This is a genomic window from Propionibacterium cyclohexanicum (assembly GCF_900111365.1).
GTDB classification, from domain to species: Bacteria; Actinomycetota; Actinomycetes; order Propionibacteriales; family Propionibacteriaceae; genus Propionibacterium; species Propionibacterium cyclohexanicum.
The window spans coordinates 20,629-45,691 of record NZ_FOGZ01000014.1 but is presented as its reverse complement, the minus strand read 5'-3'; the positions used below and the strand labels follow the sequence as shown (position 1 = coordinate 45,691).

Annotated in this window: 22 protein-coding genes and 1 pseudogene; 14 read left to right on the top strand and 9 right to left on the bottom strand. The window is 66.3% G+C overall.

Annotation, left to right across the window (positions count from 1 at the left end; genetic code table 11):
• Positions 1–186: 186 nt before the first annotated feature.
• Positions 187–1,950, top strand: a complete 1,764-nt coding sequence (locus BMX93_RS07810; protein WP_091969790.1) for a glycosyl hydrolase family 28 protein — start codon at positions 187–189, stop codon at positions 1,948–1,950.
• 154 nt (positions 1,951–2,104) lie between these two features.
• Here the strand turns inward: BMX93_RS07810 and rpmG are convergent, their stop codons facing one another.
• Positions 2,105–2,275, bottom strand: coding sequence for a 50S ribosomal protein L33 (rpmG, locus tag BMX93_RS07805; RefSeq protein WP_091969788.1), 171 nt, complete (start codon positions 2,273–2,275; stop codon positions 2,105–2,107).
• Complete coding sequence (rpmB, locus tag BMX93_RS07800) at positions 2,275–2,511, bottom strand: 50S ribosomal protein L28 (protein ID WP_091969844.1); 237 nt, start codon at positions 2,509–2,511, stop codon at positions 2,275–2,277. Before rpmB ends, rpmG begins: the two co-directional genes overlap by 1 nt.
• Before the next feature lie 51 nt (positions 2,512–2,562).
• Between rpmB and BMX93_RS07795 the strand changes: the two are divergent.
• The 6 genes and pseudogenes from BMX93_RS07795 to BMX93_RS07770 all read left to right on the top strand — a co-directional run.
• A pseudogene (locus BMX93_RS07795) lies at positions 2,563–2,796 on the top strand (type B 50S ribosomal protein L31); the annotation flags it as partial.
• A 113-nt stretch (positions 2,797–2,909) separates the two neighbouring features.
• Positions 2,910–3,032: a type B 50S ribosomal protein L36 gene (gene ykgO / locus BMX93_RS07790; RefSeq protein WP_091969784.1), complete on the top strand. Its 123-nt coding sequence runs from the start codon at positions 2,910–2,912 to the stop codon at positions 3,030–3,032.
• A complete protein-coding gene (locus tag BMX93_RS07785) occupies positions 3,029–4,132 on the top strand; it encodes a CobW family GTP-binding protein (RefSeq protein WP_091969782.1) in 1,104 nt (367 codons plus the stop codon). The genes ykgO and BMX93_RS07785 overlap by 4 nt, the downstream gene beginning before the upstream one ends.
• Before the next feature lie 62 nt (positions 4,133–4,194).
• Positions 4,195–4,848, top strand: a complete 654-nt coding sequence (locus BMX93_RS07780; protein WP_091969780.1) for a TetR/AcrR family transcriptional regulator — start codon at positions 4,195–4,197, stop codon at positions 4,846–4,848.
• A 174-nt stretch (positions 4,849–5,022) separates the two neighbouring features.
• Entirely contained in the window at positions 5,023–5,934 is a 912-nt protein-coding gene (locus BMX93_RS07775) for an ATP-binding cassette domain-containing protein (protein ID WP_177170131.1), read from the top strand.
• Between the two features lie 12 nt (positions 5,935–5,946).
• Positions 5,947–8,427 carry a YhgE/Pip domain-containing protein gene (locus BMX93_RS07770; protein WP_091969777.1) on the top strand — a complete coding sequence of 827 codons (2,481 nt, stop codon included), beginning with the start codon at positions 5,947–5,949 and terminating at the stop codon, positions 8,425–8,427.
• Between the two features lie 193 nt (positions 8,428–8,620).
• On the opposite strand, the gene BMX93_RS07765 is transcribed toward BMX93_RS07770, so the two are convergent.
• Together BMX93_RS07765 and BMX93_RS07760 are read right to left on the bottom strand one after the other, a co-directional pair.
• Complete coding sequence (locus BMX93_RS07765; RefSeq protein WP_091969775.1) at positions 8,621–9,352, bottom strand: aspartate/glutamate racemase family protein; 732 nt, start codon at positions 9,350–9,352, stop codon at positions 8,621–8,623.
• 296 nt (positions 9,353–9,648) lie between these two features.
• Complete coding sequence (locus BMX93_RS07760; RefSeq protein WP_091969842.1) at positions 9,649–11,169, bottom strand: NCS1 family nucleobase:cation symporter-1; 1,521 nt, start codon at positions 11,167–11,169, stop codon at positions 9,649–9,651.
• 251 nt (positions 11,170–11,420) lie between these two features.
• Between BMX93_RS07760 and allB the strand changes: the two genes are divergently transcribed.
• The 4 genes from allB to BMX93_RS07740 all read left to right on the top strand — a co-directional run bounded on the left by allB (position 11,421) and on the right by BMX93_RS07740 (position 16,576).
• Positions 11,421–12,746: an allantoinase AllB gene (gene allB / locus BMX93_RS07755; RefSeq protein WP_091969773.1), complete on the top strand. Its 1,326-nt coding sequence runs from the start codon at positions 11,421–11,423 to the stop codon at positions 12,744–12,746.
• A gap of 348 nt (positions 12,747–13,094) precedes the next feature.
• Positions 13,095–14,312: a pyridoxal-phosphate-dependent aminotransferase family protein gene (locus BMX93_RS07750; RefSeq protein ID WP_245725791.1), complete on the top strand. Its 1,218-nt coding sequence runs from the start codon at positions 13,095–13,097 to the stop codon at positions 14,310–14,312.
• Positions 14,309–15,613, top strand: a complete 1,305-nt coding sequence (locus tag BMX93_RS07745; protein ID WP_218139271.1) for an allantoate amidohydrolase — start codon at positions 14,309–14,311, stop codon at positions 15,611–15,613. Before BMX93_RS07750 ends, BMX93_RS07745 begins: the two co-directional genes overlap by 4 nt.
• Positions 15,614–15,694: 81 nt before the next feature.
• A complete protein-coding gene (locus BMX93_RS07740; protein ID WP_091969771.1) occupies positions 15,695–16,576 on the top strand; it encodes a MurR/RpiR family transcriptional regulator in 882 nt (293 codons plus the stop codon).
• Between the two features lie 29 nt (positions 16,577–16,605).
• Here the strand turns inward: BMX93_RS07740 and hemQ are convergent, their stop codons facing one another.
• The 5 genes from hemQ to BMX93_RS07715 all read right to left on the bottom strand — a co-directional run bounded on the left by hemQ (position 16,606) and on the right by BMX93_RS07715 (position 21,125).
• Entirely contained in the window at positions 16,606–17,328 is a 723-nt protein-coding gene (hemQ, locus tag BMX93_RS07735; RefSeq protein ID WP_091969769.1) for a hydrogen peroxide-dependent heme synthase, read from the bottom strand.
• A gap of 111 nt (positions 17,329–17,439) precedes the next feature.
• The gene (locus tag BMX93_RS07730) at positions 17,440–18,435 is read right to left on the bottom strand and encodes a sulfate/molybdate ABC transporter ATP-binding protein (protein WP_091969767.1); all 996 of its coding nucleotides are present in this window, start codon (positions 18,433–18,435) and stop codon (positions 17,440–17,442) included.
• The gene (locus BMX93_RS07725; protein WP_218139270.1) at positions 18,432–19,241 is read right to left on the bottom strand and encodes a sulfate ABC transporter permease; all 810 of its coding nucleotides are present in this window, start codon (positions 19,239–19,241) and stop codon (positions 18,432–18,434) included. The genes BMX93_RS07730 and BMX93_RS07725 overlap by 4 nt, the downstream gene beginning before the upstream one ends.
• Positions 19,231–20,097, bottom strand: a complete 867-nt coding sequence (gene cysT / locus BMX93_RS07720; protein ID WP_091969765.1) for a sulfate ABC transporter permease subunit CysT — start codon at positions 20,095–20,097, stop codon at positions 19,231–19,233. The genes BMX93_RS07725 and cysT overlap by 11 nt, the downstream gene beginning before the upstream one ends.
• Complete coding sequence (locus BMX93_RS07715) at positions 20,094–21,125, bottom strand: sulfate ABC transporter substrate-binding protein (protein ID WP_091969764.1); 1,032 nt, start codon at positions 21,123–21,125, stop codon at positions 20,094–20,096. Before BMX93_RS07715 ends, cysT begins: the two co-directional genes overlap by 4 nt.
• Positions 21,126–21,737: 612 nt before the next feature.
• On the opposite strand from BMX93_RS07715, the gene BMX93_RS07710 reads away from it, so the two are divergent.
• From BMX93_RS07710 to BMX93_RS07700, 3 genes are read left to right on the top strand one after another with little or no spacing between them, the layout of a single operon-like run.
• On the top strand, positions 21,738–22,706 hold the full coding sequence (locus BMX93_RS07710; protein ID WP_177170130.1) for a carbohydrate ABC transporter permease: 969 nt from the start codon (positions 21,738–21,740) through the stop codon (positions 22,704–22,706).
• Positions 22,693–23,601, top strand: a complete 909-nt coding sequence (locus tag BMX93_RS07705; RefSeq protein WP_091969761.1) for a carbohydrate ABC transporter permease — start codon at positions 22,693–22,695, stop codon at positions 23,599–23,601. Before BMX93_RS07710 ends, BMX93_RS07705 begins: the two co-directional genes overlap by 14 nt.
• A gap of 40 nt (positions 23,602–23,641) precedes the next feature.
• The gene (locus BMX93_RS07700) at positions 23,642–25,015 is read left to right on the top strand and encodes an ABC transporter substrate-binding protein (protein ID WP_091969759.1); all 1,374 of its coding nucleotides are present in this window, start codon (positions 23,642–23,644) and stop codon (positions 25,013–25,015) included.
• Positions 25,016–25,063 lie beyond the last annotated feature (48 nt).

Below are 25,063 nucleotides of genomic sequence, written 5' to 3'. Positions count from 1 at the left end.
GCGACTTCCTTTCTTCGCCTCGTCCACCGCTGACCGCACCCTGGTGGCCTGACAGCTGGCTCACCAGGTCCGCCCTGAATCCCTGGCTACAGTGGCGACAGTTTCCGGTGCGTCGGCTGGAGCACGACCGGCACCGGGTGGCCAACGGGGAGCGTGAGCGAATTGCCGCACAGACGATGCTGGATCGTGGCGCTCGTCCTTGTCACAGCCCTGTGTGTGGGTGCTGTCTCGATCCTCGTCACGAGGCACACACTGGACGGCACCGGCGGCACACAGCACGCCAGCGCGAGCCCAGCCGACACGAGCCCAGCGCCCTGGCAGGCCTCGGGCACCCTGCTCGCAGTACCCGGCACCACCGGGCCCACCGGTCTCACACTGGCGTGGACCGCTCCACAGGTGTCCTGGCCAATCGCCGGTTACCGCCTCCAGCGCGACGGTCACGACATCGGGGAAAGCGGGCAGGACCACACAGCAGCGCAATCGGCTCTGGCTGCTTTCCGGGCAGATCCGGACAACAGCGCGGCCTACACCACAGCGACGCGCTATGTCACCGTTACCGGGCTGGCTCCCCTCACCACCCACAGCTTCTCGGTTGAGGCACTGGACGAGCACGGGCAGAGCCACCCCTTTGGCAAGGAACTGACCATCACGACAGCTGCTGCGTCCTCCATCACCGATGTGCTGTCAATGGGGGCCACAGGTGACGGCACGCACGATGACACCGCAGCGATCCAACGGGCCATCGACGCGAGCCCAGCCGGTGGCACCGTCCTGCTGCCTGCTGGCAAGACTTTTCTCAGCGGTCCTCTTCAACTGAAGAGCCAGCTCACCCTCGACGTGGAAGGCACCCTGCTCGGCAGCACCGTGGCCACGGACTATCGCAGCCCTGACTCCGCCCAGCCGAAACCCCTGATCAGCGCGGGATCCGATGCAGAGGAGGTCAGGGACATCCGGATCATCGGCGGCGGCACCATCAACGGCCAGGGCTGGAAGACCGTGGCACAACAGCAGTTCGCCAAGGGCAATGACTCCACCGTGGTCTCCACCGGGCTGCTCGCCGCAGCCCAGGATGCCTATGCGCGCAGTGCGCTGAATGCCAGTGCAAGCAAGGCCTATCAATGGCGCTCGAGCCTGATCTCGGTTCGCCACACCACGGGCCTGTATGTGGGCGGCGGGCTGAGCCTGGTCAATCCGTCCATGCACGTTCTCACCGTCAACGATTCTCACACTGTCACCCTTGACGGGCTCACCGTTGACTCCTACGACACCAACAATGGCGACGGTATCGACTTCGCGAACAGCCAGGGTCTGGACGTGCTGGACAGCATCTTCGACACCGGCGACGACTCCGTCGACCTCAATGCCGGGTATGGCACCGAGGGCGAGAAGGAACAACCTGTGTCGGATGTGTGGGTCTTCGACAACTATTTCCGCCACGGGCACGCCGCGTTGGCGCTCGGGAGCGGCACTGCCGCCGGCATTTCGCAGGTGCTGGCCGAAGACAATGTCGTCAATGGCTCCGCGAGCGGATTACGCGTGAAGTCATCGGCGGGAAATGGCGGGGGTGTCCATGACATCATCTTCCGCAACAGCGCTCTGTCGGACATCACCGAGGAACAGGGGGAGCCATTCGTCGTCACCGGCCGCTATCCACAATCGCAGGCCGCCAGCACAGCAAATGCCACTGATGGACCGCTCTTCCACGACATTTCCGTGTCCGGATGCACGATCGACACGACGAGCGGCCCCGGAATAGCGATCACCGGGCTCGCGTCGGCTCCGCCGACCCGGATCAACTTCAGCAGCCTGCGGTTCACCCATGCCAAGCCGGCCCAGATCTCCGGACTGCAGAACAGCAGCTTCACCGATGTGACATCCGATCTGGGAGCCGGTTTCTTCGCCCAGCTCACCGATGACTCGGGACTGGTGTTCACCCGTACGCCGCGATGAAGCCCTGACCCAGCGTCACCATGTCTAGTGTCACCACGTCTTAGGACACCATGTCACCGGGCTTTGGGTCACCGGGCTTTGGGTCACCGGGCGAGTTGGCCGAAGCGCTCGCAGCTGCGCTGTGAACGCAGAAAAATGCTGACCGCTGACCAGCTCAGCGCGATTCCCTGAACTCCACATGGCGGCGGACTACGGGATCGTACTTTCGCAATACGAGGCGCTCAGGGTTGTTGCGGCGGTTCTTGCGCGTCACATAGGTATAGCCGGTTCCGGCGCTGGACCGCAGTTTGACCAGGGGACGAAGGTCCTTGCCCGACGAGGCCATCAGATCTTCGCTCCGGCCCGCACCATCTCCTGGATGACGGCGTCGATTCCCCGATGGTCAATGGTGCGCATCGCGCGGGGTGTCAGCCGCAGACTCACCCGACGGCCGAGACTCGGCACCCAATAGCTCTTGTCCTGCACATTCACGTCGAAGCGCCGGCGGGTCCGCCGGTGTGAGTGCGAGACGTTGTTCCCGAACCCGGGGCGTGCCCCGGTGACCTGACAGGTGCGTGCCATCATTCCTCCTATGTATAATGAGACTCATTCTCACATAAGATAGCAGGTGTCATGCAAGCACTCATCCATCCCGACTACCACCAGGTTGTCTTCCGCGACCGCGCGGCCGGCCTGATCTTCCGCACCGGATCCACACTCACCTCGGAGAAGACGATCGACTTCGACGGCGGCGTCTACCCACTGATCGACGTGCAGATCTCATCGGCCAGCCACCCCTTCTGGACGGGCCGGGACAAGATCGTCGACACCGAGGGGCGCATCGAGCGTTTCAACCGCCGGTACGGCACCGGCCGCTTCCAGAAGACGGACACAGCGGCCAAGAGCACGCCGGCCACGCAGGCAGACATGCAACTCACAGATGTACGTGCCAGCAATCAAGAAAACGAAGGAGACCACCGATGAAGGTCCGCAACTCACTGCGCTCGCTGAAGAACCAGCCGGGCTCCCAGATCGTCCACCGGCGCGGCCGGGTGTATGTGATCAACAAGAAGAACCCCCGGCTCAAGGCGCGCCAGGGATGAGGGATGACGAATCGGGTGGCCGGGCAACGAAAGTCGTCCTGGTCAGCGGGCTGACCGAGACATCAATGGCCACCACCACCACTGTCATGCAGTGGTATGTGCCTGGCCTGGCGGTCGTGCGCCATCATTTCGATCCCCGGCGAGAAACGCTCACCAGAACAGTCTGCGACGAACACGAGGTGCTCGAGCGAGTCGAGCTGGACATGACCGATGCCTGTCTGGACTGCACGGTGCGAGCCGATCTCATCGCGACGCTCGAGCGGTTGAGCACTCAACACACGTACGAGGCGGTGATCGCCCAGTTGCCGGCGACGGTCGAGGCCATGCAGGTCTGCCGGGCGCTCCATGCGAATCCGGGCAGGGCACCCCATGTGCGGCTGGCCGCATCGGTCGTGGCGCTGGAGGGCAGCACTGCCTGCGACGATCTGGTGGGGCCTGACTACCTTGACGAGCGCGAGCTGCCGGTGCGCGAGGACGACCTGCGCGGTGTCGCAGAGACCGCCTCGGCGATGGTGGAGTGCGCCGATGCCGTGGTCTGCCCCGATGCCGGGAGTCGCGAGCGGGCGCTGATCCGGACTCTCGGACGCCCGGGTATTGCGTTGGCAGGATCGGTCGGCGAACTCGATCTGGCGGGCCTGCTGGCTGGGGTCCACGACCACCGGAGCTGTGAGCAGTGGAATGCGGTGGTGCGCCGCGGCCCGTTGCCCCGCCACCACCACGCTCAGCCCTGGGTCCTCGACCTGGCCTCTGCGCGACCCTTCCACCCTGATCGCCTCCACGCGGCGATCAGGGTTCTCGGCGCCGGGGCACGGCGCGCACGCGGCTGCTTCTGGCTGCCCAGCCGACCCACCCAGACCTGCCAGTGGGACGGCGCCGGGGGCCAGCTGTCGATCGGGCAGGCCGGCTCGTGGGGCAACACCCGCCCGTTGACCAGAATCGTCGTCGTCGGCATCGACGAGGGGCGCGACGAACTCGAGGAGGCCTTTCGGGCCTGCCTGCTCACCGATGACGAGATCGCCGAGCGCGGCCAGTACTGGGAGCGGTGCGACGATGGCTTCACGCCCTGGCTCGGCCCCCTCGGGGCCGGAAGAGCCGGCTGAATGTCCAAGCTGTGCGCACTGTGGCGATAGAATCTTGCGGCGGTGCGCACAGGGGGCCGGGTATGACGGAACAGGGCAGGCGGCGGGCAGCAACCCGTGAGCGGCTCATCGCTGCTGCCTTCACGCTGATCAGCGAGCACTCGCTGACCTCGGTCTCGGTGGAGTCGGTGTGTGAGCTCGCGGGCTTCACCCGTGGCGCGTTCTACTCGAACTTCGGCTCCATGGACGATCTCCTCGTGGCCCTTTTCGAGAAGCGCGCCGACGACTTGCTCACGGCCGGCGGGCCAATGGTCAAGCGCGACCCCGAGGCGTCCACCCAGAAGCAGCTCATGAGTGGAGTCGCCGATCACCTTCTCATCATTCCGACCGATCGCGAGTGGTTTCTGCTGGTGCGCGAGATCGCTGCCCGCTCCCTGAGACTCCCCGAGGCCAGGCGCCCCTACATCGCGTTTCACGCCCGGCTGCACGAGCAGACCGTCAGCATCCTGGATGAGGAAATCCACGAGCTGGGATTGCGGGCAACTGTCGATCTCGGCTCCCTGGCGACCAGCATCGTCGCGATCATCAACGGGTGGCTGGAACAGATCTATCTCAACGACGTCGACCGCGACATCGCCATGCGAACCTGTGCGGCGACGGTCGCGGCGCTGCTCATCGGGGCAACGGGCCCCGCGGAGCCCACCACCCCGGGTCGTCCAGCGTCCACGACCGACTGACGTCTTCGCCGGGGCACGCTGCCTGTTGTGCCCGCGGATGGCAAGTGCATACACTGCGTATCGAATACACTATGTATCCAATACGATGTGTATCGAATACAGTGTGCATCTCACTGCCATGTCGTCGGAATGCCGTGTATCGCTTCCGGTACGGCTCCTCGCGAGGAGAAACCCATGCCTGTCTCCACATCCTTGAATACTCTGCGCCCAAACCCTGACAAGCCAGCCGCCCAGGCGCGAACAAGCCCGGGCGAAGCCCCGAAGAAGCGGGCTGGCAAGGAGCTCGTCATCGACGATCTCGCGATGCTCCAGAAGAAGAAGACGGTCTACGGGCCAATCTCCTTCACGGCGAACCCAGGCAGTCTGCTGGTCATCGACGGCCCGGTCGGGAGCGGACGCACCTGCGTGCTCCTCACGATCGGCGGGCGGATGAAGCCGAGCACCGGAACGGGGAGAGTCGCCGGCTTTGACCTGCGCACCCAGATGAAACAGATCCGCCGGCAGGTGGCCCTTGGGCCGTTCCCGCAGCTCAACGAGCTGGACCAGGCCCTGAGTGTCCAACAACACGTCGCTGAACAGTTGTTGCTGCACCGGTTCGGCTTCTCGATTGGGAGCGCGCGCGTCGCTGCGGCGATCGACGCCATGAACTCGCAGCTCGATGCAGCTGAGCCCCTCGCCCGCCGCGCCCACGCGATCGTCATCGGAACACCGATTCCGGGCGACGCCGACCTGCTGCCACGGCTGCAAGGCAGTGAGCGCATCGCTGATCTGACGCCCCTGGAGCGCTTCACATTGAGCACACTGCTCGCCCTGATGGACGGTCCCGAGTTGTTGCTCGTCGACGATGTCGACCAGCTGCGCGCCGTGGACGACCGGGCGCGAGCCTGGGGTCTGCTGACGGCACTTCGCGCCACACACCCGGGGCAGCCACTGACCATCGTCGCGAGCTGCGAACACGATGGGCTCGACCCCGACGTGATCGAGGACCTCGCTGACATCGCCGGACGCGAACTGCTCATCTACGACCTGCCCGGACGCCGGCTCGCGGCACGAACCAGCTCCTCCACCTCGTCCACCACTCGCTGATCGGACACCACCATGCGCTACTTCCTCACCTCGTTCGAACTCGCCCGCTTCCGGCACTCCAGGCTCACACGGCTGGCCATCCTCATCGTTCTCGTGCTGCCGACGATCTACGCGCTCGCCTATCTCTCGGCGAACTGGGACCCGGTGGGCAATCTGCACCGGGTGCCGGCAGCGATCGTCAACGAGGACGTGTCCGCCACCAGCATCCAGAACGGCCAGAGTTCCACCATCGATGCCGGGGCCGATCTCACCCGGGAGCTCACCACGGCCGCTGCCAAGAGCTTCAACTGGACCTCGACCAGCCGCAGTGCCGCCGACGCCGGACTGACAAGCGGGAAGTACGCGGCAGAGTTGGTGATCCCCAGCGATTTCTCGTCGACCCTGGCAACAGTGGGAACCAGCGATCCCCACCAGGCCCAGCTCACCGTGCGCACCAATGACGCGACGAATTTCATCACCGGAAGTGTGGCGACCCAGCTGGCCGCCAGCATCCAGTCAAGTCTGTCTCGCTCGCTGAGCACGCGCTTTCTCAACCAGGTCTTCCTGAACTTCGGCGATCTGCACACCCAGTTGGGGCAGGCGGCATCGGGCGCGAACAGCCTTGGCGCGGGTGCCGGTCAGGCCCTGTCCGGGGCGGACCAGCTCACCTCGGGTGCCGCAGCGCTCTCCTCGGGCGCTACCACCGCCCGCTCGGGCGCTGCAGACCTGTCACAGGGCGCGAGCACGCTGTCCAGTGGTGCCGCCAGCCTCAACTCGGGAGTCGACAGCTATACGAAGGGGGCCGACCAGGCGGCGGTGGGCGCGGGACAACTCACCGCGGGGATCACCAGTTACACCCGCGGTGTCGACCAGCTGGCAGCGAAGGGCGCGCAGTTGCAGGGAGCCGCTGGTTCGCTGAGCCAGGGCAGCCAGTCGCTGTCGGCAGGCGTCACTGAGCTCTCGCAGGGTCTGGGCTCGGCGCAGGCGGCTGCCGACGCCCACTCCGAACAACTGGTCCCCGGCGCAGCGGCCCTGTCGCAGGGACTGTCGGCCCTCGACGTCTCGCTCAACTCCCAGCATGCGCGTGATCAGCTGAACCAGCTCGTCACGGGTTCGGGTGACCTGGCCGGCGCAGTGACGAAGTACACCCAGGGCGTCGATGAGCTCGCCGCCGAATGTGCCGCCGAGCACACCGCAGCCGATGCCCTGTGCCAGCAGTTGAGCAGGCTCAGTACCCAGGAGAACGGCCCGCTCGCCTCCTCGGCGACAGCGCTGGCAGCGGGCACCTCCGCCCTGTCGAGCTCGACGGCACAGCTGTCCGGCAGCGTTGCCCAGCTCGATGCCGGTGGCAAGAAGCTGCTTGCCGGCAGCCAGCAGGCAGCAGCCGGTGCGCAGAAACTTGCCGACCCCACCACCGGGGCTCCAGCCCTGGCCAAGGGGGCGTCCCAGCTGGCCGCCAGCATCGGTGGCACCACGGATTCCGCATCGAAGCAGGGCAGCTCCCCCACCGTGCTCGGCGTGCTGAACGATCTGTCGGCGTCCTCGCAGAGCCTGCGCGACGGTTCGGGCACGCTGACAAGGGGGCTGTCCACACTGTCGGCCTCCTCCGACTCGCTGCGCTCGGGGGCTGGCCGGGTGGCATCCGGTTCGGGCCAGCTCGCCAGCGCCGCGTCCGCGCTGAGCACCGGTGTCGATTCGCTGGCAGAGGGGGCCGAGAAGCTCTCCACCGGCGCCGGAAGCCTGGCGAGCGGGCTGGGCACGGTGGACAACGGCATCAAGGAATTGGCCTCGAAACTCACCGGCGGTGCGAATTCCGTGCCGGCCGCCGATGCCTCCCAGAGCATGACCCGAGCCACCGCCACTGCCGACCAGGTGAACGCCACCGCGACACGGGACAACGCGGTGGCTGGTTACGGGGCCGGACTCGCGCCGTACTTCCTGTGCATCGGGCTGTGGGTCGGCGGCATGGTCTGCTACATGCTGATCCGCCCGATTTCCCCGCGAGGCATGGTGTCCACCGCCCCGTCGTGGCGGTCGGCAGTGGCGGGATGGTTCCCCGGCGTGTTTGCCGGAACGATCGGCGCGCTGGTCCTGTGGACGTTCATGCACTTCGTCCTGGGGCTCCATGCGGCACATCCATGGGGAGCCGTACTGTTCACTGCATTGGTCGGAGTTGTCTTTGCCTCGATCCACCAGGCACTCGTCGCCATGTTCCACGCCCCCGGAAGGCTGTTCGCCCTCATCCTGCTCGTCCTGCAGCTGAGCGCGGCCGGGGCCACCTACCCGATCCAGACCGCCGGACCGTTCTTCGAGGGGCTGCACACCATCTTACCCATGACCTATGCGGTGGCCGGCCTCCGAAGGCTCATCGCTGGCGGACCGAGCGGCATGGTCTGGGTGGATGTGCTGGTCCTGGCCGGTTTCGGTGCACTGTGCCTGTGGCTCACGTTGCGGGCCTGCCACAGCCAGCGGGTCTGGACGCTTTCGAGGCTGCACACTGCGCTGGAGATGTGACGCTCGTGGCGTGGGCCGATGCCGGACCTGATCCCGGTCCCGCCGTCGCGGCACCGGACCGGCGCGAGCCCGGTTGCGGGAAGGCGGGCGTGCTTTTTGTGACCCACGGTGGCCCATTCCCGGCGCCAAGTACTCGTGGGGGCAGACTTCGGTCAGAATGAGTTCGCCGCCGGCGCCAGCCATGCGGCAAGACTCAACCCTGGGGGATGCTGAACCCCTCCAGCAGGCCGGTGTAGCGCTTGGGAAGCGGATGCGCATACTCCCCCCGCGCGCACCCGCCCACCCCGATGCGCACCATCGTCTCCACCAGGCCCACAGCCGCGCCGACCCCGTCGATCACCGGGGCGTGCACCTCGGCGGTGACCCGAGCCGCCATCTCGGCCATCCCCGCGCAGCCGAGCACGATCGCCTCCACGCCCTCATGGGTCAGCGCCTCCTTGGCCAGATCGGCCACCATGGCCGCGGCGGAATCGACCGCGAGAACCGGCACCTCGCAGGCCAGCACCTCCACACAACGATCGCCGAAACCATAGCCGCGCGCCAGATCCCAGGCCCGCCCCGCGGTGCGCGAGAGCGTCGTGACCACGGCAAAGCCCCGAGCCGCAAGCGCCGCAACGTGCATCCCCGCTTGGGCGATACCGATCACCGGCCGTCCCTGCGCCAGCTCACGTGCGGCGTCCATCCCCGGATCGCCGAAGCAGGCCAGCACGAAACCGTCCGCGCCCTCCTCGACGCCGCGTGCCACCTCGGTGAGCACACCCGGCACCGCCAGCGCCTCGTCGTAGTGGCCCTCGATGCTGGCCGGCCCCATCGTGGGGGTGACGGCCTCGATGACGACATCGGGGGCAGCGGCAGCCTGCGCCGAGGTCTTGATCGTCTGTGTCATCGATTCGGAAGTATTGGGGTTGATGACCCTGATGCGCATGCAGATGTCCTTTAGATCGAGTGCTCGTGAAATCGAGTGTCCTTGAGATCGAGGAATGACTGGGCTCCGCACAATCGCCAGTCGCTCACTGGTGACGGCCCGGGAACCCGCTCATCCGACACCACCTCATCCGGTAACGCCATATCCGAGGCCCAGCTGCCCGTACTGGGGGCAGCGCCTGGGTGCCCGCAGGGCTCAGCGATCGGGGACGGCGACACACCGAGATGGCAGCACAACTTTGGCGGCACAGCGCAGGTGCCCGGCACCCCGAGCTCGGGTGCCGGACGCCTGCGCGCTCAGACCAGGGCAGGCAGATCCGCGCGATACTTCTCGCGGTCACCCTTCGAGACCGCGAAGTACACCAGTGCACCGAGCCCGGCGCCGATGAACCACGAGAAGTTGGCGATCTCCTTGAAGGGGGCGGCCGGGATCATGACGATCGCCAGCGCCACCAGGCCCCCGGCCACCGTCGCGGCGACGGCCTTGGGGTTGACGCCCTTGCGATAGAAGTAGCGCCCGCTCGGCTTGACCGTGTAGAGATCGTCGACCACCACGTGCTGGTGACGGATGAGGTAGTAGTCGCAGACCAGGATGCCGAACAGCGGGCCGGTGAAGCTGGCCAGCACGTCGAGCGTGTAGTGGATCACCTCGGGGCTGGAGTACAGATTCCACGGCGTGATGAGCACCGAGCCCACGGCAGCCACCATGCCGCCTGCCCGCCAGGAGATCTTCTGCGGTGCGACGTGCGAGAAGTCGAAGGCCGGGCTGATGAAGTTGGCCACGATGTTGATGCCGACGGTCGCGATCGCGAAGGTGAGGGCGCCCAGCACCACGGCAAAGGTGTTGTCGATACGTCCCACCGTCTCCACCGGATCGGTGATGAGCTGGCCGTACACCGGCAGGGTTGCCGCAGCGCAGATCACGGTGAGGACCGAGAAGAAGGTGAAGTTCACCGGCAGGCCCCAGAAGTTGCCCCTCTTGACGTCCTTCATCGTCCGTCCGTAGCGCGAGATGTCCCCGAAGTTGAGCAGCGGGCCCGAGAAATAGCTCACGACGATCGAAGTGGCAATCACCATCTCCCACAGCGCCTTGCCGCCGGAATACTTGACCGAGCCGAGCGTGAGGTTGATGTTGCTGGCACCGGCCTTGCTCACCAGGTAGATCGTCAACGCGATCATCACGACGTAGACCGCCGGACCCGCCCAGCCGATGAATTTGCGAATGCTGTTCATGCCGTGCCAGAAGACGAATGCCTGCGCCACCCACAGCACCAGATAGGCGACCCATCCCACCGTGGACAGCCCGACGAATCCGTGCTGGCTCTTGTCGGCATAGGGGGCCAGGCCCGGCCACAGCTTCACGGCGACGATGACGAGAGCATTGGACGCCAGGTAGGTCTGCACCCCGTACCAGGCCACTGCGATGAGCCCTCGGAGCACTGCGGGGATGTTGGCGCCCCGCACGCCGAAGGGTGCCCGGGAGATGACCGGGAACGGGGTGCCGGCCTGCTGGCTGGGCTTGGCCACCAGATTGGCGAGCGCCATGACGATGACGATGCCGACGATCAGGCAGACGAAGACCTGCCAGCTGGCCAGGCCGAAGGCGAACAGGCTGCCAGCAGTGACGTATCCGCCGACCGAGTGAACATCCGACATCCAGAAGGCGAAGACGTTGTACCAGGTCCAGCGCTTCTTGACCAAGGGGGCCAGGTCGTCGTTGTACAGGCTGAGGTGATAGTCGGGCCCGACATGCACGTCCGACTGGGCCGTCGTGGCCGACGAGACGGAGCGGTCTTCGGGCTGGAGTGTGGTCTGCATCGCCACGGGGGACCTCCAAGTTGAGCTGAATGAAACGTTCGTTCCACGAAAACTAGAATGCCAAACAGATGTTTCAATCTCGTGTCACACGGTGGGCAGCATTGTTTCATCCTTGTTTCGATCTGCTGTGAGTCTCACGGCTGAATACGAGTACGTAGTCGTCCCTCGGAGCTGAAACGCAGATTCCACAAAACCGTGCTACTTTCCACTCCGGCGTCAACCCTGACGTCACCGATTCGTCGGAGGCACGCATGCCAGAACCATCCTCTTTCACCATCTCCGCCGCTCATGCCGTCAGCCCCACAGGCGTTGGCCCGCTCACCGTCACCGTGACGAACGGCACCATCGCCACTGTCACCAGCGCCGAGACACCGGACGCAGACATCCGGGTCGATCCGGGAGATGTGCTGCTGCCCGGCGGCGTCGACACGCACGTTCATCTCAATGAGCCCGGACGCACCGAATGGGAGGGCTTTGCCTCGGGAACCGCCGCTGCGGCAGCAGGTGGGGTGACGACCGTCCTGGACATGCCGCTCAACTCGATCCCCTCCACCACCTCGCCCGAGGCCCTGGCCACGAAGCGCTCGGCCGCAGCCGGCAAGCTGTCGGTCGACCTCGGCTACTGGGGCGGGGCCGTCCCGCAGAACCTCGGGCATCTCGAACAGCTGTGGGACGAGGGCGTCTTCGGCTTCAAGTGCTTCACACTGCCCAGCGGCGTCGATGAGTTCGAGCCCCTCGATGCCGGCCAGCTGCATCGCGCAATGACCGAGATCGCCTCCTTCCACGGCCTGCTCATCGTCCATGCCGAGGACGAGAAGACCATCGAGGCGGCTCCCGCCCGCCATTCCCGGGCCTACGCCGATTTCCTGAACAGCCGGCCAGCCGAGGCGGAGTTGCGGGCGATCGAACTGGTCATTGCCACGATGCGTGAGACCGGCTGCCGTACCCACCTGCTGCACCTGTCCAGCGCAAGAGGCCTGGAGCTGGTGGCTGCGGCCCGCGCGGAGGGCCTTCCGCTCAGCGTGGAGACCTGCCCGCACTATCTGTGCTTGTCGGCCGAGACGATTCCTGACGGCGCACCGGAGTTCAAGTGCTGTCCGCCGATCCGTGACGCCGGGAACCAGGAGGCGCTGTGGCAGGGTCTGCTCGACGGGCTCATCGACATCGTCGTGACGGACCACTCTCCCTCGACTCGGGCCCGCAAGTTCGCCGGCGACGGCGATCTGCAACTGGCCTGGGGCGGGATCGCCGGCGTCCAGGTGGGCTACACCGCCATGCTGGACGCCGCCACCCGCCGCGGAATCGGGCTGGAACGGGTGGCCCGGTGGATGTCGCAGGGTCCTGCCGAACTCATGTCCGTCCCGAACAAGGGTGGTCTGGTGGTCGGGCACGACGCCGATCTGGCGATCTGGTCACCACGCACACCGCTCACCGTCGATGCTGCCGCGCTGCGTCACCGCAATCCGATCTCGGCCTGGCACGGCTACCAGTCCATCGGCTCGATCACCGACGTATGGCTGCGCGGAAACCACCTGGACGGCACGAAGCCGATCGGGCACGAGCTCTTCCGCTCCTGAATCCTCAGCCGGCTCACCCACCCGCTCGCAGCTCTCGTCCCTCATCCAATCCGAAGCGGCTCGCAGGCCCCACCCCCGGAACGAACGTTTCAGGTATGTGACACGTTTCAGGTGTGTGACACTGTGCCCGCCCAGTTGCGTGGTGTCTGAGCAGGTCGCAGACTGGTGTGAGTGGAACGATCGTTTCATACATGGCGTTCTGTGTTCAGGGGCACGGTTCCCGGGACGTGAATCGGCGTGCGCCGGCCGCTCCACCACGGCGCGAGGGTGATAGCCCTGCCAGCCGCGCACGGCAGGTTCTCCGCACACCAGGACTCGCCCCGACACAACTAGGAGTTCGAAACCACGATGGACCAACTCAATCCACCCACCCGGCTGCTCATGGGACCCGGCCCGATCAACGCCGACCCGCGCGTCACCCGCGCAATGTCCTCGGCCCTGGTCGGCCAGTTCGATCCCTGGATGACCGCCACCATGAACGAGACGATGGATCTCTACCGGACCGTCTTCGGGACGAAGAACTGGGCCACCTTCGTCGTCGACGGCACCTCCCGGGCCGCCATCGAGGCGGCCCTCGTCTCGATCGTCGAACCCGGCCAGAAGGTTCTCATCGCAGTGATGGGCCGCTTCGGCCTCCTGCTCAAGGAGATCGCCGAGCGGGTAGGCGCCGAAGTCGTCACCATCGAACGGCCGTGGGGAACGGTCTTCACCGACGCCGAGATCGAGGAGGCGATCCGCGCCCACCAGCCAGCGGTCTTCGCGACCGTTCAGGGGGACACCGCCACCACGATGAATCAGCCCCTGGCAGGTATCGGCGCGATCTGCCGCAAGCATGGCGTCCTGAGCTATGTGGATGCCACCGCGTCCATCGTCGGCAACACCCTGCTCACCGACGAGTGGGATCTGGACGTGGTGAGCTGCGGCCTGCAAAAATGCCTCGGCGGACCCTCCGGTTCAGCACCGATCACGATCTCCGAGCGGGCCCGCGAGGTGATCGAGGCCCGCGCGCACGTCGAGGCAGGCCTCTCGGACGGCACCGCCGGCCAGGGCGTGCGCATTGCCTCCAACTACTTCGATCTCGGCATGCTCATGGACTACTGGGGGCCCACGCGTCTCAACCATCACACCGAATCCGCCACCATGCTCTATGGCGCCCGGGAGTGCGCCCGGCTCGTCGCCGAGGAGGGCGTGGCGCAGGCTGTCGCCCGCCACGCGCTGCACGGGGCAGCGATGGCCGCCGGGCTGAAGGGCCTGGGCCTGGAACTGTTCGGCGACCAGGCGCACCGGATGAACAATGTCATCGGCGTGAAGATCCCCGAGGGGCTGCCCGGCGACGAGCTGCGCGCTGCGCTGCTCGAGGACTTCGGGATCGAGATCGGCACCTCCTTCGGCCCGCTGGCGGGGGTCGTATGGCGAGTGGGCGTGATGGGCTACAACGCCCGGCGCGACGCGGTGCTGGCCACTCTGGCAGGCCTCGAGGCCGAGCTGCGGCGCTTCGGCGTCCGGGTACCCGCCGGCGGTGGCGTCGATGCTGCCCTCGATCACTACCGGGACAATGCCCGATGAGCGCGCACAGCACGACCGGCACGATGAGCGAGATGTCCGCTGTGCGGCGCGACGACCAGGCACGCCTCATCATGGCGCGCTGCGACGAGCTGGCGAGCCATTCCTCGATGGACGGAGGTATCGAGCGGGTCTATCTCAGTCCCGAGCACGCCCAGGTCGACGCGCTGGCTGCCCAGTGGATGGCCGAGGCTGGGCTGGCGACCTGGCGCGACGCCTCGGGTTCGCGTGTGGGGCGCCTTGAGGGCGACAGGCCTGGCCTGCCGGCGCTCATCCTCGGCTCGCACCTGGACACCGTCCCCGACGCCGGCCGGTACGACGGCATTCTCGGTGTCCTGCTGGAGATCGAGGTGGCCCGGCGTATCGGGGCGAGCGGCGCCCGGCTGCCGTTTGCGCTGGAGACCTATGCCTTCCACGAGGAGGAGGGTGTGCGCTTCGGCGCCACCCTGCTGTGCTCGCGGGCCCTGGCCGGCACGTGGAATGACGACCTGTGGCAGTTGCACGACGCCCAGGGCGTGAGCCTGCGGCAGGCTTTCAGCGATTTCGGGCTGTGCCCCGAGCGGATCGGCGAGGCCGCGAAGAAGCCCGCCGAGGTCATCGGCTATCTGGAAGCCCATATCGAGCAGGGCCCGGCCCTGGAGGCGGCCGGCCTGCCGCTCGGCGTGGTCACCTCCATCGCGGGAGCCCGGCGCTTCGAGATCACCATCACCGGCGAAGCCCGCCATGCCGGTGGCACCCCCTATCCGCGGCGCAGGGATGCCCTGGTCGGCGCGGCCGAAGCCGTCGCGGCCGTCGAGCGGATCGGTCAGCAGCAGGACGTCATCGCCACCGTCGGGCAGTTACGCGTCGAACCTGGCGCGGTCAATATCGTGCCTGGCGAAGCGGTGTTCAGCCTCGACCTGCGGGCCGAGACAGATGAGGCCCGCGACAGGGCCTGGGATCTCATCCACGAGGAGTTCGAGGCGATCTGCCGGCGCCGTGGACTGACCCTGGACATCAATCAGATCCACCAGGCCCACGGAGTGGGCTGCGCACCGGCACTCATGGACGCCATCGGCGCCGGCATCACCCAGGCCACCGCAGCCACCGAACCGCCGATGCGCATGTGGTCGCGCGCTGGACACGACGCCATGGCAGTCGCTGATCTGTGCGAGGTCGCCATGCTCTTCGTGCGCTGCCATGACGGCATCAGCCATGCCCCCGACGAATCGGTGCTCACCGAGGATGTCGCTGTGGCCCTCGACGCCTATGAAGCAGCCATCTGGCAGGTGGCCGAGCATTACCGCAGGCGGCAGGGCGCCTGAACCGTCCTGGGCGCCGTCCGGCAAGACTGGTCACCGCCCATTCGCACAGGACAGCCGCACGCACCGAAAAGGGGGAGCCGGATGGGGCGCAGGGAGCTGGAGACCGACATCGCAAGCGGGTCCGCACCGCCACCGGATCGCGCGCTGAGCACGGTCGATCCGATCGAAGCCCGGATCGCCGGGGTGTACGCGGAGCTGACGAGTCAGGAGCGCCGGGCCGCCGAGACGATCCTGGAGCACCTGGACGATCTGGCGTCCTACTCCTCCGCCGAGCTGTCGGAGCTCAGCGGCGTCTCGCGGCCCACGCTGAGCAGGCTGTACCGGCGCCTGGGATATGAGTCGTTCGCCCAGATGCGCAGCGAGGCCCGCCGGGACCGGGGCATCCCGCTGGGCGTCAACAACGGGATCGACGCCTCGCTCGCCCAGGAGACCCGCAATCTCACCCAGCTCGCCCGGCTGGCGGACGGGCGGCTGCAGGCGAGCGTCCGCAGCATGATGGGGGCTGCCTCGCTGGTCATCATCGGGGAGCGGAACTCCTATCCGGTGGCACTGCACCTTCGCCAGCAGCTCGTCCAGCTGCGGCGCGGCAGCTATCTGCTGCCGCTGCCCGGGCAGACCTTCGGCGAGGACCTGGTGGGAGTGGGGCCCGGGGACACGGTGGTGCTGGTCGGCCTGCGGCGGCGCACCTCGGGGTTCGGGCGGCTGTTGCGCTACTGCGTGGCGCTGCGCGCCGATGTGGTGCTCATCGCCGACAACTCCGCGCGCCACTACGAGCAGGACGTCACGCACTTCCTGCCCTGTTCGCTCGACTCCTCGGGCCCGTTCAGCTCCTATGCCTCGGCCATGGCCCTGGTGGCGATGATCGCCAACGAGGCGAGCGCCATCGTCGGCGCCCAGGGACAGCGCCGCGTGGGACTCATCGCCGCGAGCTATCAGGACCTGGACGAGATCGAGAACAGCTGAACGACGCCGGTCCCCGAGGCCGATCGGGATCAGGCCAGGTCTGCGAACAACTCGACGGCCGGACGACGCGGACCGGTGAAGAAGGGGATCTCGTTGCGCACATGGCGGCGGGCGCCGGTGGCGCGAAGATGGCGGATGAGGTCGACGATGCGGACCAGCTCGTCGGATTCCAGGGCCAGCAGCCATTCGTTGTCGCCCAGGCCGAAGGCCGCAAGGGTGTTCGCCTGCACGTCCTTGAAAGCTTGAGCTGCGCGTCCGTGTTCGCCCAGCAGGGTGCGCCGTTCTCCCTCGCCTAGCAGGTACCAGTCGTAGCTTCGGTCGAAGGGGTAGACGCACAGATAGCGCAGCGGTGGCAGGCCCGCCGCGAAGGAGGGCATGTGGGAGGCGTTGAACTCGGCCTGGCGGTGCACGCCCAGCGCCGACCAGACCGCCCCCAGGTGCCTGCCGATCGTGCTCCTGCGGACCGCCCGGTAGGCCTCCTGGAGAGTCTCGGAGCTGTGCGCCGTCCACCAGACCAGGACGTCCGCGTCGGCGCGAAGTCCGGACAGGTCATACCAGCCGCGCGTCGTGAGGTCGTCGATCCCGGCCAGGCGCGTCTCGAGTCCACCGACGGCGTCGGCCCGCTCGGCCCGGTCGGCAGGCAGCGCAGACGTCGCCTTGAAGACGCTGTACATCGCGTAGTGGATGGTTCCTGCGTCCGGTGCGGCCTGGCTGTTCTGGGCTGTCGCGTGGGTGCTGGGCTGACTGCTCATCAGTGGATCCTCGATTCGCGTCACGGTGACTGGTGCTTCGTCCCCGAGGCTATCGGACAAGCTGAGGAGACCCTAAGTCGCGAAGTCCCGGGATCCGGCGACGCGAACCATTCACGCCGCCGGACGCACCGCTTCCAGCGCCGGGATCACCGTGGCGCCCTTCTCCGGCTCGAGCCACACCCGCACCCCCTCGCCAAGCCCGAGAGCGTGGGCGAGGGTGCGGGTGAGCCGCACGGCGATCTCGGGCGCATCCTGGCTGTCGGACTGTGGGCGCACACCGATTCGGACCTCGAAGCCGATCCGCTGCCAGTGCACGATCACTCCGGCAACTCCCCCCGGCACCGGTTCGGTGTGCACGGCGATGTCGTGGGGACGGATGAGATGGTGGTCCAGGGTGGTGACCTCACCGAGGAAGCTCATGACGAAACGACTTGCCGGCTCGTCGTAGAGCTCCACCGGCGGACCCGACTGCTCGATCCTGCCGGCGTTCATGACCACCACATTGTCGGCGACCTCGAGGGCCTCCTCCTGGTCGTGGGTCACGAAGACCGTCGTCACCTTCACCTCCTCGTGCAGCCGGCGCAGCCAGTCGCGCAGTTCCTTGCGCACCTTGGCGTCCAGCGCCCCGAAGGGCTCGTCGAGCAAGAGCAGCTTCGGCTCGATCGCCAGCGCCCTGGCCAGAGCCATCCGCTGGCGCTGTCCTCCTGACAGCTGGGAGGGCAGCCGGTCGGCGAATTGCTCGAGATGGACCAGCCGCAACAGTTCGTCGACCTTCTTGTCCACATCGCGCTTGCGCCAGTGCCTGATCGACAATCCGAAGCCCACATTCTTCGCGACCGTCAGGTGCTTGAAAGCGGCGTAGTGCTGAAAGACGAACCCGATGTTGCGCTTCTGCGCCGGGATGCCGGTGGCGTCCACCCCCTCGATGGCGACCGTCCCGCTGTCGGCGGCCTCGAGCCCGGCGATGATGCGCAGCAAGGTGGTCTTCCCTCCGCCGGAGGGACCGAGCAGGGCGGTGATGTTGTCGCTGGGAATGTCGAGATGGACATCGGTGAGCGCTGCGAAGTCGCCGAATGACTTGTTGACTCCCACGATCTCGATACTCATGACAGTTTCTCCTTGGGACGAAGAAGCGCGACGACGGTGATGCAGAGCACCGCCGCGAGCGTGAGCAGCAGTGAGACGGTGTAGGCGGTCTGCTGCTGGAAATCCTGGTAGGTGTCCTGCACGACGAGGGTGGCCGTCTGGGTCTGCAGGGAGATATTGCCGGAGACCACCTTGACCGCTCCGAACTCGCCCAGCGAACGAGCCAGGGTGAGCACGACCCCGTAGACGACCGCCCATTTGATCCCGGGCAGCGTGACGCGCCAGAAGGTCTGCCAGCCGCTGGCGCCCAGGCTGCGGGCGGCAACCTCCTGGTCGTCGCCGATCTCGGTGAGCACCGGGACGACCTCGCGGATCACCAGCGGCAGCGCCACGAAGGTGGTGGCCAGCACGATGCCAGGCGTGGCGAAGATGATCTGGTAGCCGATGCCATAGAGGAAACGCCCGACCGGTGTGCCCTTGGCGTAGACCAGCATGAGCGCCAGCCCGACGACAACCGGTGACACCGACAGCGGCAGATCGAGCAGGACCGACAGCAGCCGCTTGCCGCGGAACTCGTATCGGACGAGCAACAGCGAGATGCCGACTCCGAAGACCAGGTTGAACAGTACGGACCAGAAGGTGGCGATCCCGGTGAGGCGCAGACCGAGCAGCACTTCGGGGCTGGACAGCGAGCTCACAACCGCCTGCCAACCGGGCGACAGCGTCCGCTGCGCGACGAGGAAGACCGGCCACAGCACCAGCAGACCGACATAGCAGATGACGAACAGCCGGAGGACCCACCGGACGGGCTTGGGCTCACGAATCACGGCGGGCCACCGTTCTGCGCAGGACGTCCAGCGCCACGATCACGGCGGCTGCGATCACCAGCATGCCGGTCGCCAGCGCCGCGGCCGAGGCCAGATCGCCATTCTCGATATGGGTCAGCACCCGCACGCTGACCACCTCGGTCCGGTTAGGCAGATTGCCGCTGAGCAGCACCATGGAGCCGTATTCGCTGATCCCCCGGGCAAACGACAGCGCCGCCCCCGAGGTGATCGCGGGTGCCAGGGATGGCAGGACGATCCGGCCGAAGGTCGCGAACGGACCGGCACCCAGACAGGCAGCGGCCTCTTCCACATCGACGTCCAGCTCTTCGAGCACCGGCTGGACGGCCCGGACAACGAAGGGCAGCGTGACGAAGGCGATGGCGAGCGCCACCGCCCAACGGGTGTTCGCGATGTTGATGCCGAGCGGGGAATTGTTGCCGTACAGCGACAGCAGCACCAGCCCGGCGACGATGGTCGGCAGCGCGAAGGGGATGTCGATGACCACATTGAGCAGGGAGCGTCCCCAGAACCGGTCCCGGACGAGGACCCAGGCGATGATCGTGCCGCTGACGACGTTGATGGCTGTCACAGCCAGCGAGACGACGACGGTGAGCCCGATGGCGTTGAGGGTCTGCGCATTCGTCAGCGCCGCGAGGAACTGCCCGGCGCCCCCGGCGGCTGCCGTCCCCACCACGACCGCCAGCGGAATGAGCACCAGCAGGCTGAACCACAGCACCGCCACGCCGAGCCCCACTCTCGAACCCGTCCCGAGACGGCGCCGGGATTCCACATAGGGCTTGCCCGTTTTGCGCTTCGCCGCTTCGACGGGAGGATCCAGCTCGGCGACGGCCGTCATGACTTGCCCGCCTGCGAGAGAAGCTGCGTGACAATCCCGTTGTCCCCGAAGAACTTCGTGTTCACCGCCGACCATCCGCCAAAATCCTTGCCGATGGTGAACAGATGATCAGGCGCCGGGAAGGGATCGGAGGCGTCGTTCACGCCCTTGATGCCGCTTGGGGGTGTACCGATGAGCGGGCGGAAGCCGTACTGCGCATAGATCTGCTGGGCCGGCGCGGACAGCACATAGTCCAGCCACGGCTTGGCCTTGGCCGTGGCATTCACCGTGACCGCACCGGGATTCTCGATGAGCAGGGTGTCCTTGGGGACGAGATAGTCGAAGACCCCATTCTGCTGCTGGCGCGCGTAGATCGCCTCCGTCTCGTAGGACAACAGCACATTGCCAGTCCCACCGGTGAAAGCCGTCGTGGCATCGCGCCCGCTGCCCGGCAGGGCGACAGTGTTCTTGAGCACCTGAAAGAGGAAGGCCTTCGCATCGGCATCACTTCCGCCCAGGGACGCGATGTGCGCCCAGACGGCGAGGATGTTCCAGCGCGCCGAGCCCGAGGAACTCGGATTGGGGGTGACGACCTTGACTCCCGGCTTGGTGAGATCCGCCCACCCGGTGATGCCCAGCGGGTTGCCCGGGCGCACGGCGATCGCCACCACCGTGGTCGTGACGATCCCCTTGTAGGTGCCGCCGTCCCAGTCCTTGGCGACAAGGCCTTTGTCGACCAGGCGGCTGACATCGGAGCCGACGGACAGGTGCACATAGTCCGCCGCCTGGCCGTTGGCGACATTGCGGCTCTGGTCGCCGGAGGCGCCGTAGGAGGTCTGGAAGCTCACCCCGTTCCCGTCCGAGGTCTTTGTCCACGCGGCAGAGACCGCCGCATTGGCCGCGGATGGCGTCGAGTAGCCGACAAGCTTGATGGTGCTCGCCGACGCGGCGGCGCCCGAGGCGTCCTTGGGAACATTGGAGCAGGCAGCCAGGCCCACCGCGGGCAGCAGGGCGGCAGTGGTGGTCAGCAGTGAACGCCGGGTGATCATGGATCGATGTCCTTCGTGCGAAGTGGGATAAGGGCGAGATGGATGTGCGCTGCCGTGTCAACGGCCGCACGGAGGACTCCCGAAAAGAATCGCAACTCATGGGAAACACATCAGAGTTGTCTGGTCGTTCCGGGGCCCGCACGGGCAGCAACCGGAGGTGAGGAGCAGAGGGTGACCGAAAGGTCAGCAACCCACCGGGCACAGACAACAACAACACACACGGAGCAAGGCGCTGGCCTGGTCTCGCGTCGTCGTCATGACGCACACCATAAACCAGATCACGACACCGTGCGGCAGCGCCCTCCAGATAGCGGATGTCCCGTGCACCGGCGAGCGATGCCCTGCGCCCAACGGGCAACGGATGTCCTGCGCTCCGGATGTACCGGGGGTGACATGGACGGATCGGGTGATCTGGCTCTGCTAGCCTGACGCCGTGTTCACCCGATCGACCGTGCCCGCCCCGTGGTGGTGCCTCGCGTCCATCGGTGTGTGTTGTCCGCTGGCTTGATCCTGCGATCAGCAGCTTTTCTCCATCTGATGCGCGGGGCCCCAGTGCCTGGCGGCGGTGTTGTCCGGCTCTGGCTTGTGGCCCCAAGACCCGGAAGTCTGACAATGACACCCGTCACTCCAGTCGGCACGGTGGCCCACAGCGGCCACCCACCGTCCTCCGAATCCTCCCGCTCGGGCTTGCCCGGCCACCACCTCGGTCGTGCCCGGCGCCAGGAGATGGTCGAAGGGCTGGCGCTGGTGGCGCCGAGTCTGCTGGGAATCGCCGTCTTCCTCGTCGTACCCATAGCGGTCGTCATCTGGCTGAGCGTCAACAGCTGGGATCTCATCGGTCCCATGCGCTTCGTCGGGCTGCGCAACTGGTTTGCGGTGCTGTCCGACCCCACCTTCGGGCACTCCTTGTGGATCACCCTCGTCTTCGTCGTGCTGGTCGTCCCCGTGCAGGTCGCGCTCGGTCTGGCGATGGCCCTGCTGCTGACCCGCGGCCTGCCAGGCTCCGGGGTCTTCCGGGTCCTGTACGTGATCCCGTGGATGTGCGCACCGCTTGCGCTCGGCGTGGTCTGGCAGTGGATCTTCGCGCCCAGCGGCGGTGCACTCAACGCCCTCACCGGAGCGCAGACCGATTGGCTGAATTCGCCGGTGCTGGCTCTGCCCATCGTAGCGCTCGTCACCATCTGGTCCCAGGTCGGATACACCACCTTGTTCTTCATGGCCGGGCTGGCAGGCATCCCGGTGAGCGTTCTGGAAGCCGCGCAGATCGATGGCGCCTCGTCCTGGCAGTCGTTGTGGCGGATCAGGATTCCGCTGCTCGGCCCGACGCTCTATTTCGTCGCCCTGACGGGAGCGATCTCCGCCTTTCAGGCCTTCGACCAGATCTATGCGCTGACCCCCAGCGGCGGCCCCGGCTCGCGCACGAACGTCATGGCGCTGCGGATCTACCAGGAGGCCTTCCAGGGTGGCTTCAACCTGGGGCACGCCTCGGTGATGGCACTCGTCCTGTTCGTCATCATCGTCGCGGTCACCCTGGTGCAGCACCGGTTCATCGCAGGAAGGATCACCTATGACCTCTCCTGAGAAATCCGCTCCCAGGTGGACGCCGGGGACGGCGGTCGTCGACCCGGCCCCCAGGCACGGGCATCGACGCACACCGAGCCGGGTGCTCGCCGATACGGCGGTCTATGTCATCCTGCTCGGCGCAGCGGCGCTGACACTCGCGCCCTTCGTCCTGAGCTTCCTCACCGCCTTCAAAACACCGGCCCAGTTCGCCTCCGAGCCGGCACTGTCGCTGCCCCACCCCGTCACGCTCGACAATTTCCGCACCCTGCTGGGTGCACAGGGTTTCATCGCGCCCCTGGTCGTGACGATCCAGATGGTCGCGGTGATCCTGGTCGGTCAGCTGAGTTTCTCGATCATGGCGGCCTTTGCCTTTGCCCGGTTGCGATTTCCCGGCCGCGAACTGCTGTTCTGGGTCTATCTCTCCACGATGATGGTGCCCCAGGTGGTTACCGTCATTCCGCTGTACACGATGTTCGTGCAGGCCGGAATGCGCAACACCTTCTGGTCACTGGTGCTGCCCTTCGTGTTCGGCTCGCCCTATGCCGTTTTCCTGCTCCGTGAGTATTTCCGCGGAATTCCCCAGGAGCTTGTCGATGCCGCGCGGATCGACGGCGTGTCGACCTGGCAGATTCTGTGGCGAATCGTCGTACCGCTGGCCCGCCCAATCATCGCCACCTTGACAATCATCACCGTGGTCTCCAACTGGAATGCCTTCCTGTGGCCACTGATCATCACGACCGGCCCCACCTGGCAGACCCTCACCGTCGCCACTGCCGGATTGCAAAGTCAGTACAACGGGAATTGGACGCTCGTCATGGCTGCCACGACGTTGTCGATGGCTCCGCTGCTCGTGCTGTTCGCGGTGTTCCAGCGCCACATCGTCAATTCAATCTCGCTGACCAGCTTCCGCTGACCTTCGAAGTACTCATATCCACCACAATTCAGGAGAAGACATGCCATCGATTTCACCCTCGCCGCTCGGCTCCGTCCGCGTCGGCCGCCGCACCCTGCTCGGTGCCGCGGCAGGCATCGGAGCACTGGCGCTGGCCGGCTGCTCGCCGGCAGCCCAGTCGAATTCCGGCTCGACGGGGGGTGCCGCGACGGTCACCGTGCGGCTGTGGGACCAGCAGGTCCAGGCGGCCTATGAAACCGGTTTTGCGGCGTTCACCGCGAAGAATCCCGGTATCAAGGTCACCACGACCCTGGTACCCTGGGCCAATTACTTCACCAAATTGCAGGCCGATGTGGGAGGCGGAAACGCCGACGACATCTGGCTGATGAACGGCGCTTATATTCAGACTTACATCACGAACAAGTCGATCATCCCCATCGGCGATGATTTCAGCTCCCAGAAATCGGGCTGGATCCAGCCCGCGATCGACCAGTACACGAGCAACGGCAACCTGTGGGGCGTCCCCCAGCTCACCGACGGCGGAATCGCGATCTATTACAACAAATCACTGCTCGATGCGGCTGGGGTGAGCGTCGCCCAGATCCGGGATCTCAGCTGGGTTCCCGGTGGCGGAAGCGGTGACACCTTCCTTCCCATCGTGCAGAAACTCACCCTCGACGCCAATGGCAAGCGCGGTAACGAGCCCGGATTCGACGGCACGAAGCCGCAGATCTGGGGATATTCGGCAGCCCAGGACCTGCAGGGTATCTACTACAACTTCCTCGGCTCGAACGGAGGATCGTTCCAGGCCGCCGATGATACTTTCAACTTTAATTCGCCCCAGGGCGTCGAAGCCTTCCAGTACATCGTTGACCTGATCAACAAATATCAGGTATCCCCTGCCGCCGGGAACACCAATGCCAATGGCGACTTCACCCGCGACCAGTTCCTGCAAGGAAAGATCGCCCTTTTCCAGTCAGGCGTGTACAACCTCAAGGACGTCTTCGATGGGGCGAAGTTCGAGTGGGGTCTGGTGCCGATTCCGGCCGGCCCGGCCGGACGGATCTCGGTGGTCAACAACACCGTCGTCGTCGGCAACGCGAAATCGAAGAACAGCGCCGCCACCCTCAAGGTGCTTCAATGGCTCGGCTCGGTCGAGGGCGCGAGCTTCGTCGGCAAGGCCGGCGCCGCACTGCCCGCAGTGAGCGGGGCCCAGGACGCCTTCAAACAGTTCTGGGCGGCGAAGAAGGTCGACCCCAGCCAGTTCGCCAGACAAGGTGCCCAGAAGTCCATCGGCGCACCCACCGGCTCGCACTACGGTGCAGCGGCCAGTGCATGGAAGCCCTACTTCGACGCGATGTTCCTCGGCCGCACACCTGTGGCGACCGCCCTGAGCCAGGCACAGGACGCCGCGAACAAGGCACTGCAGGACTGACCGATGCGCTCCTGCACACCGGTGGCTGGCCGCCCACAAAGCCCGCCG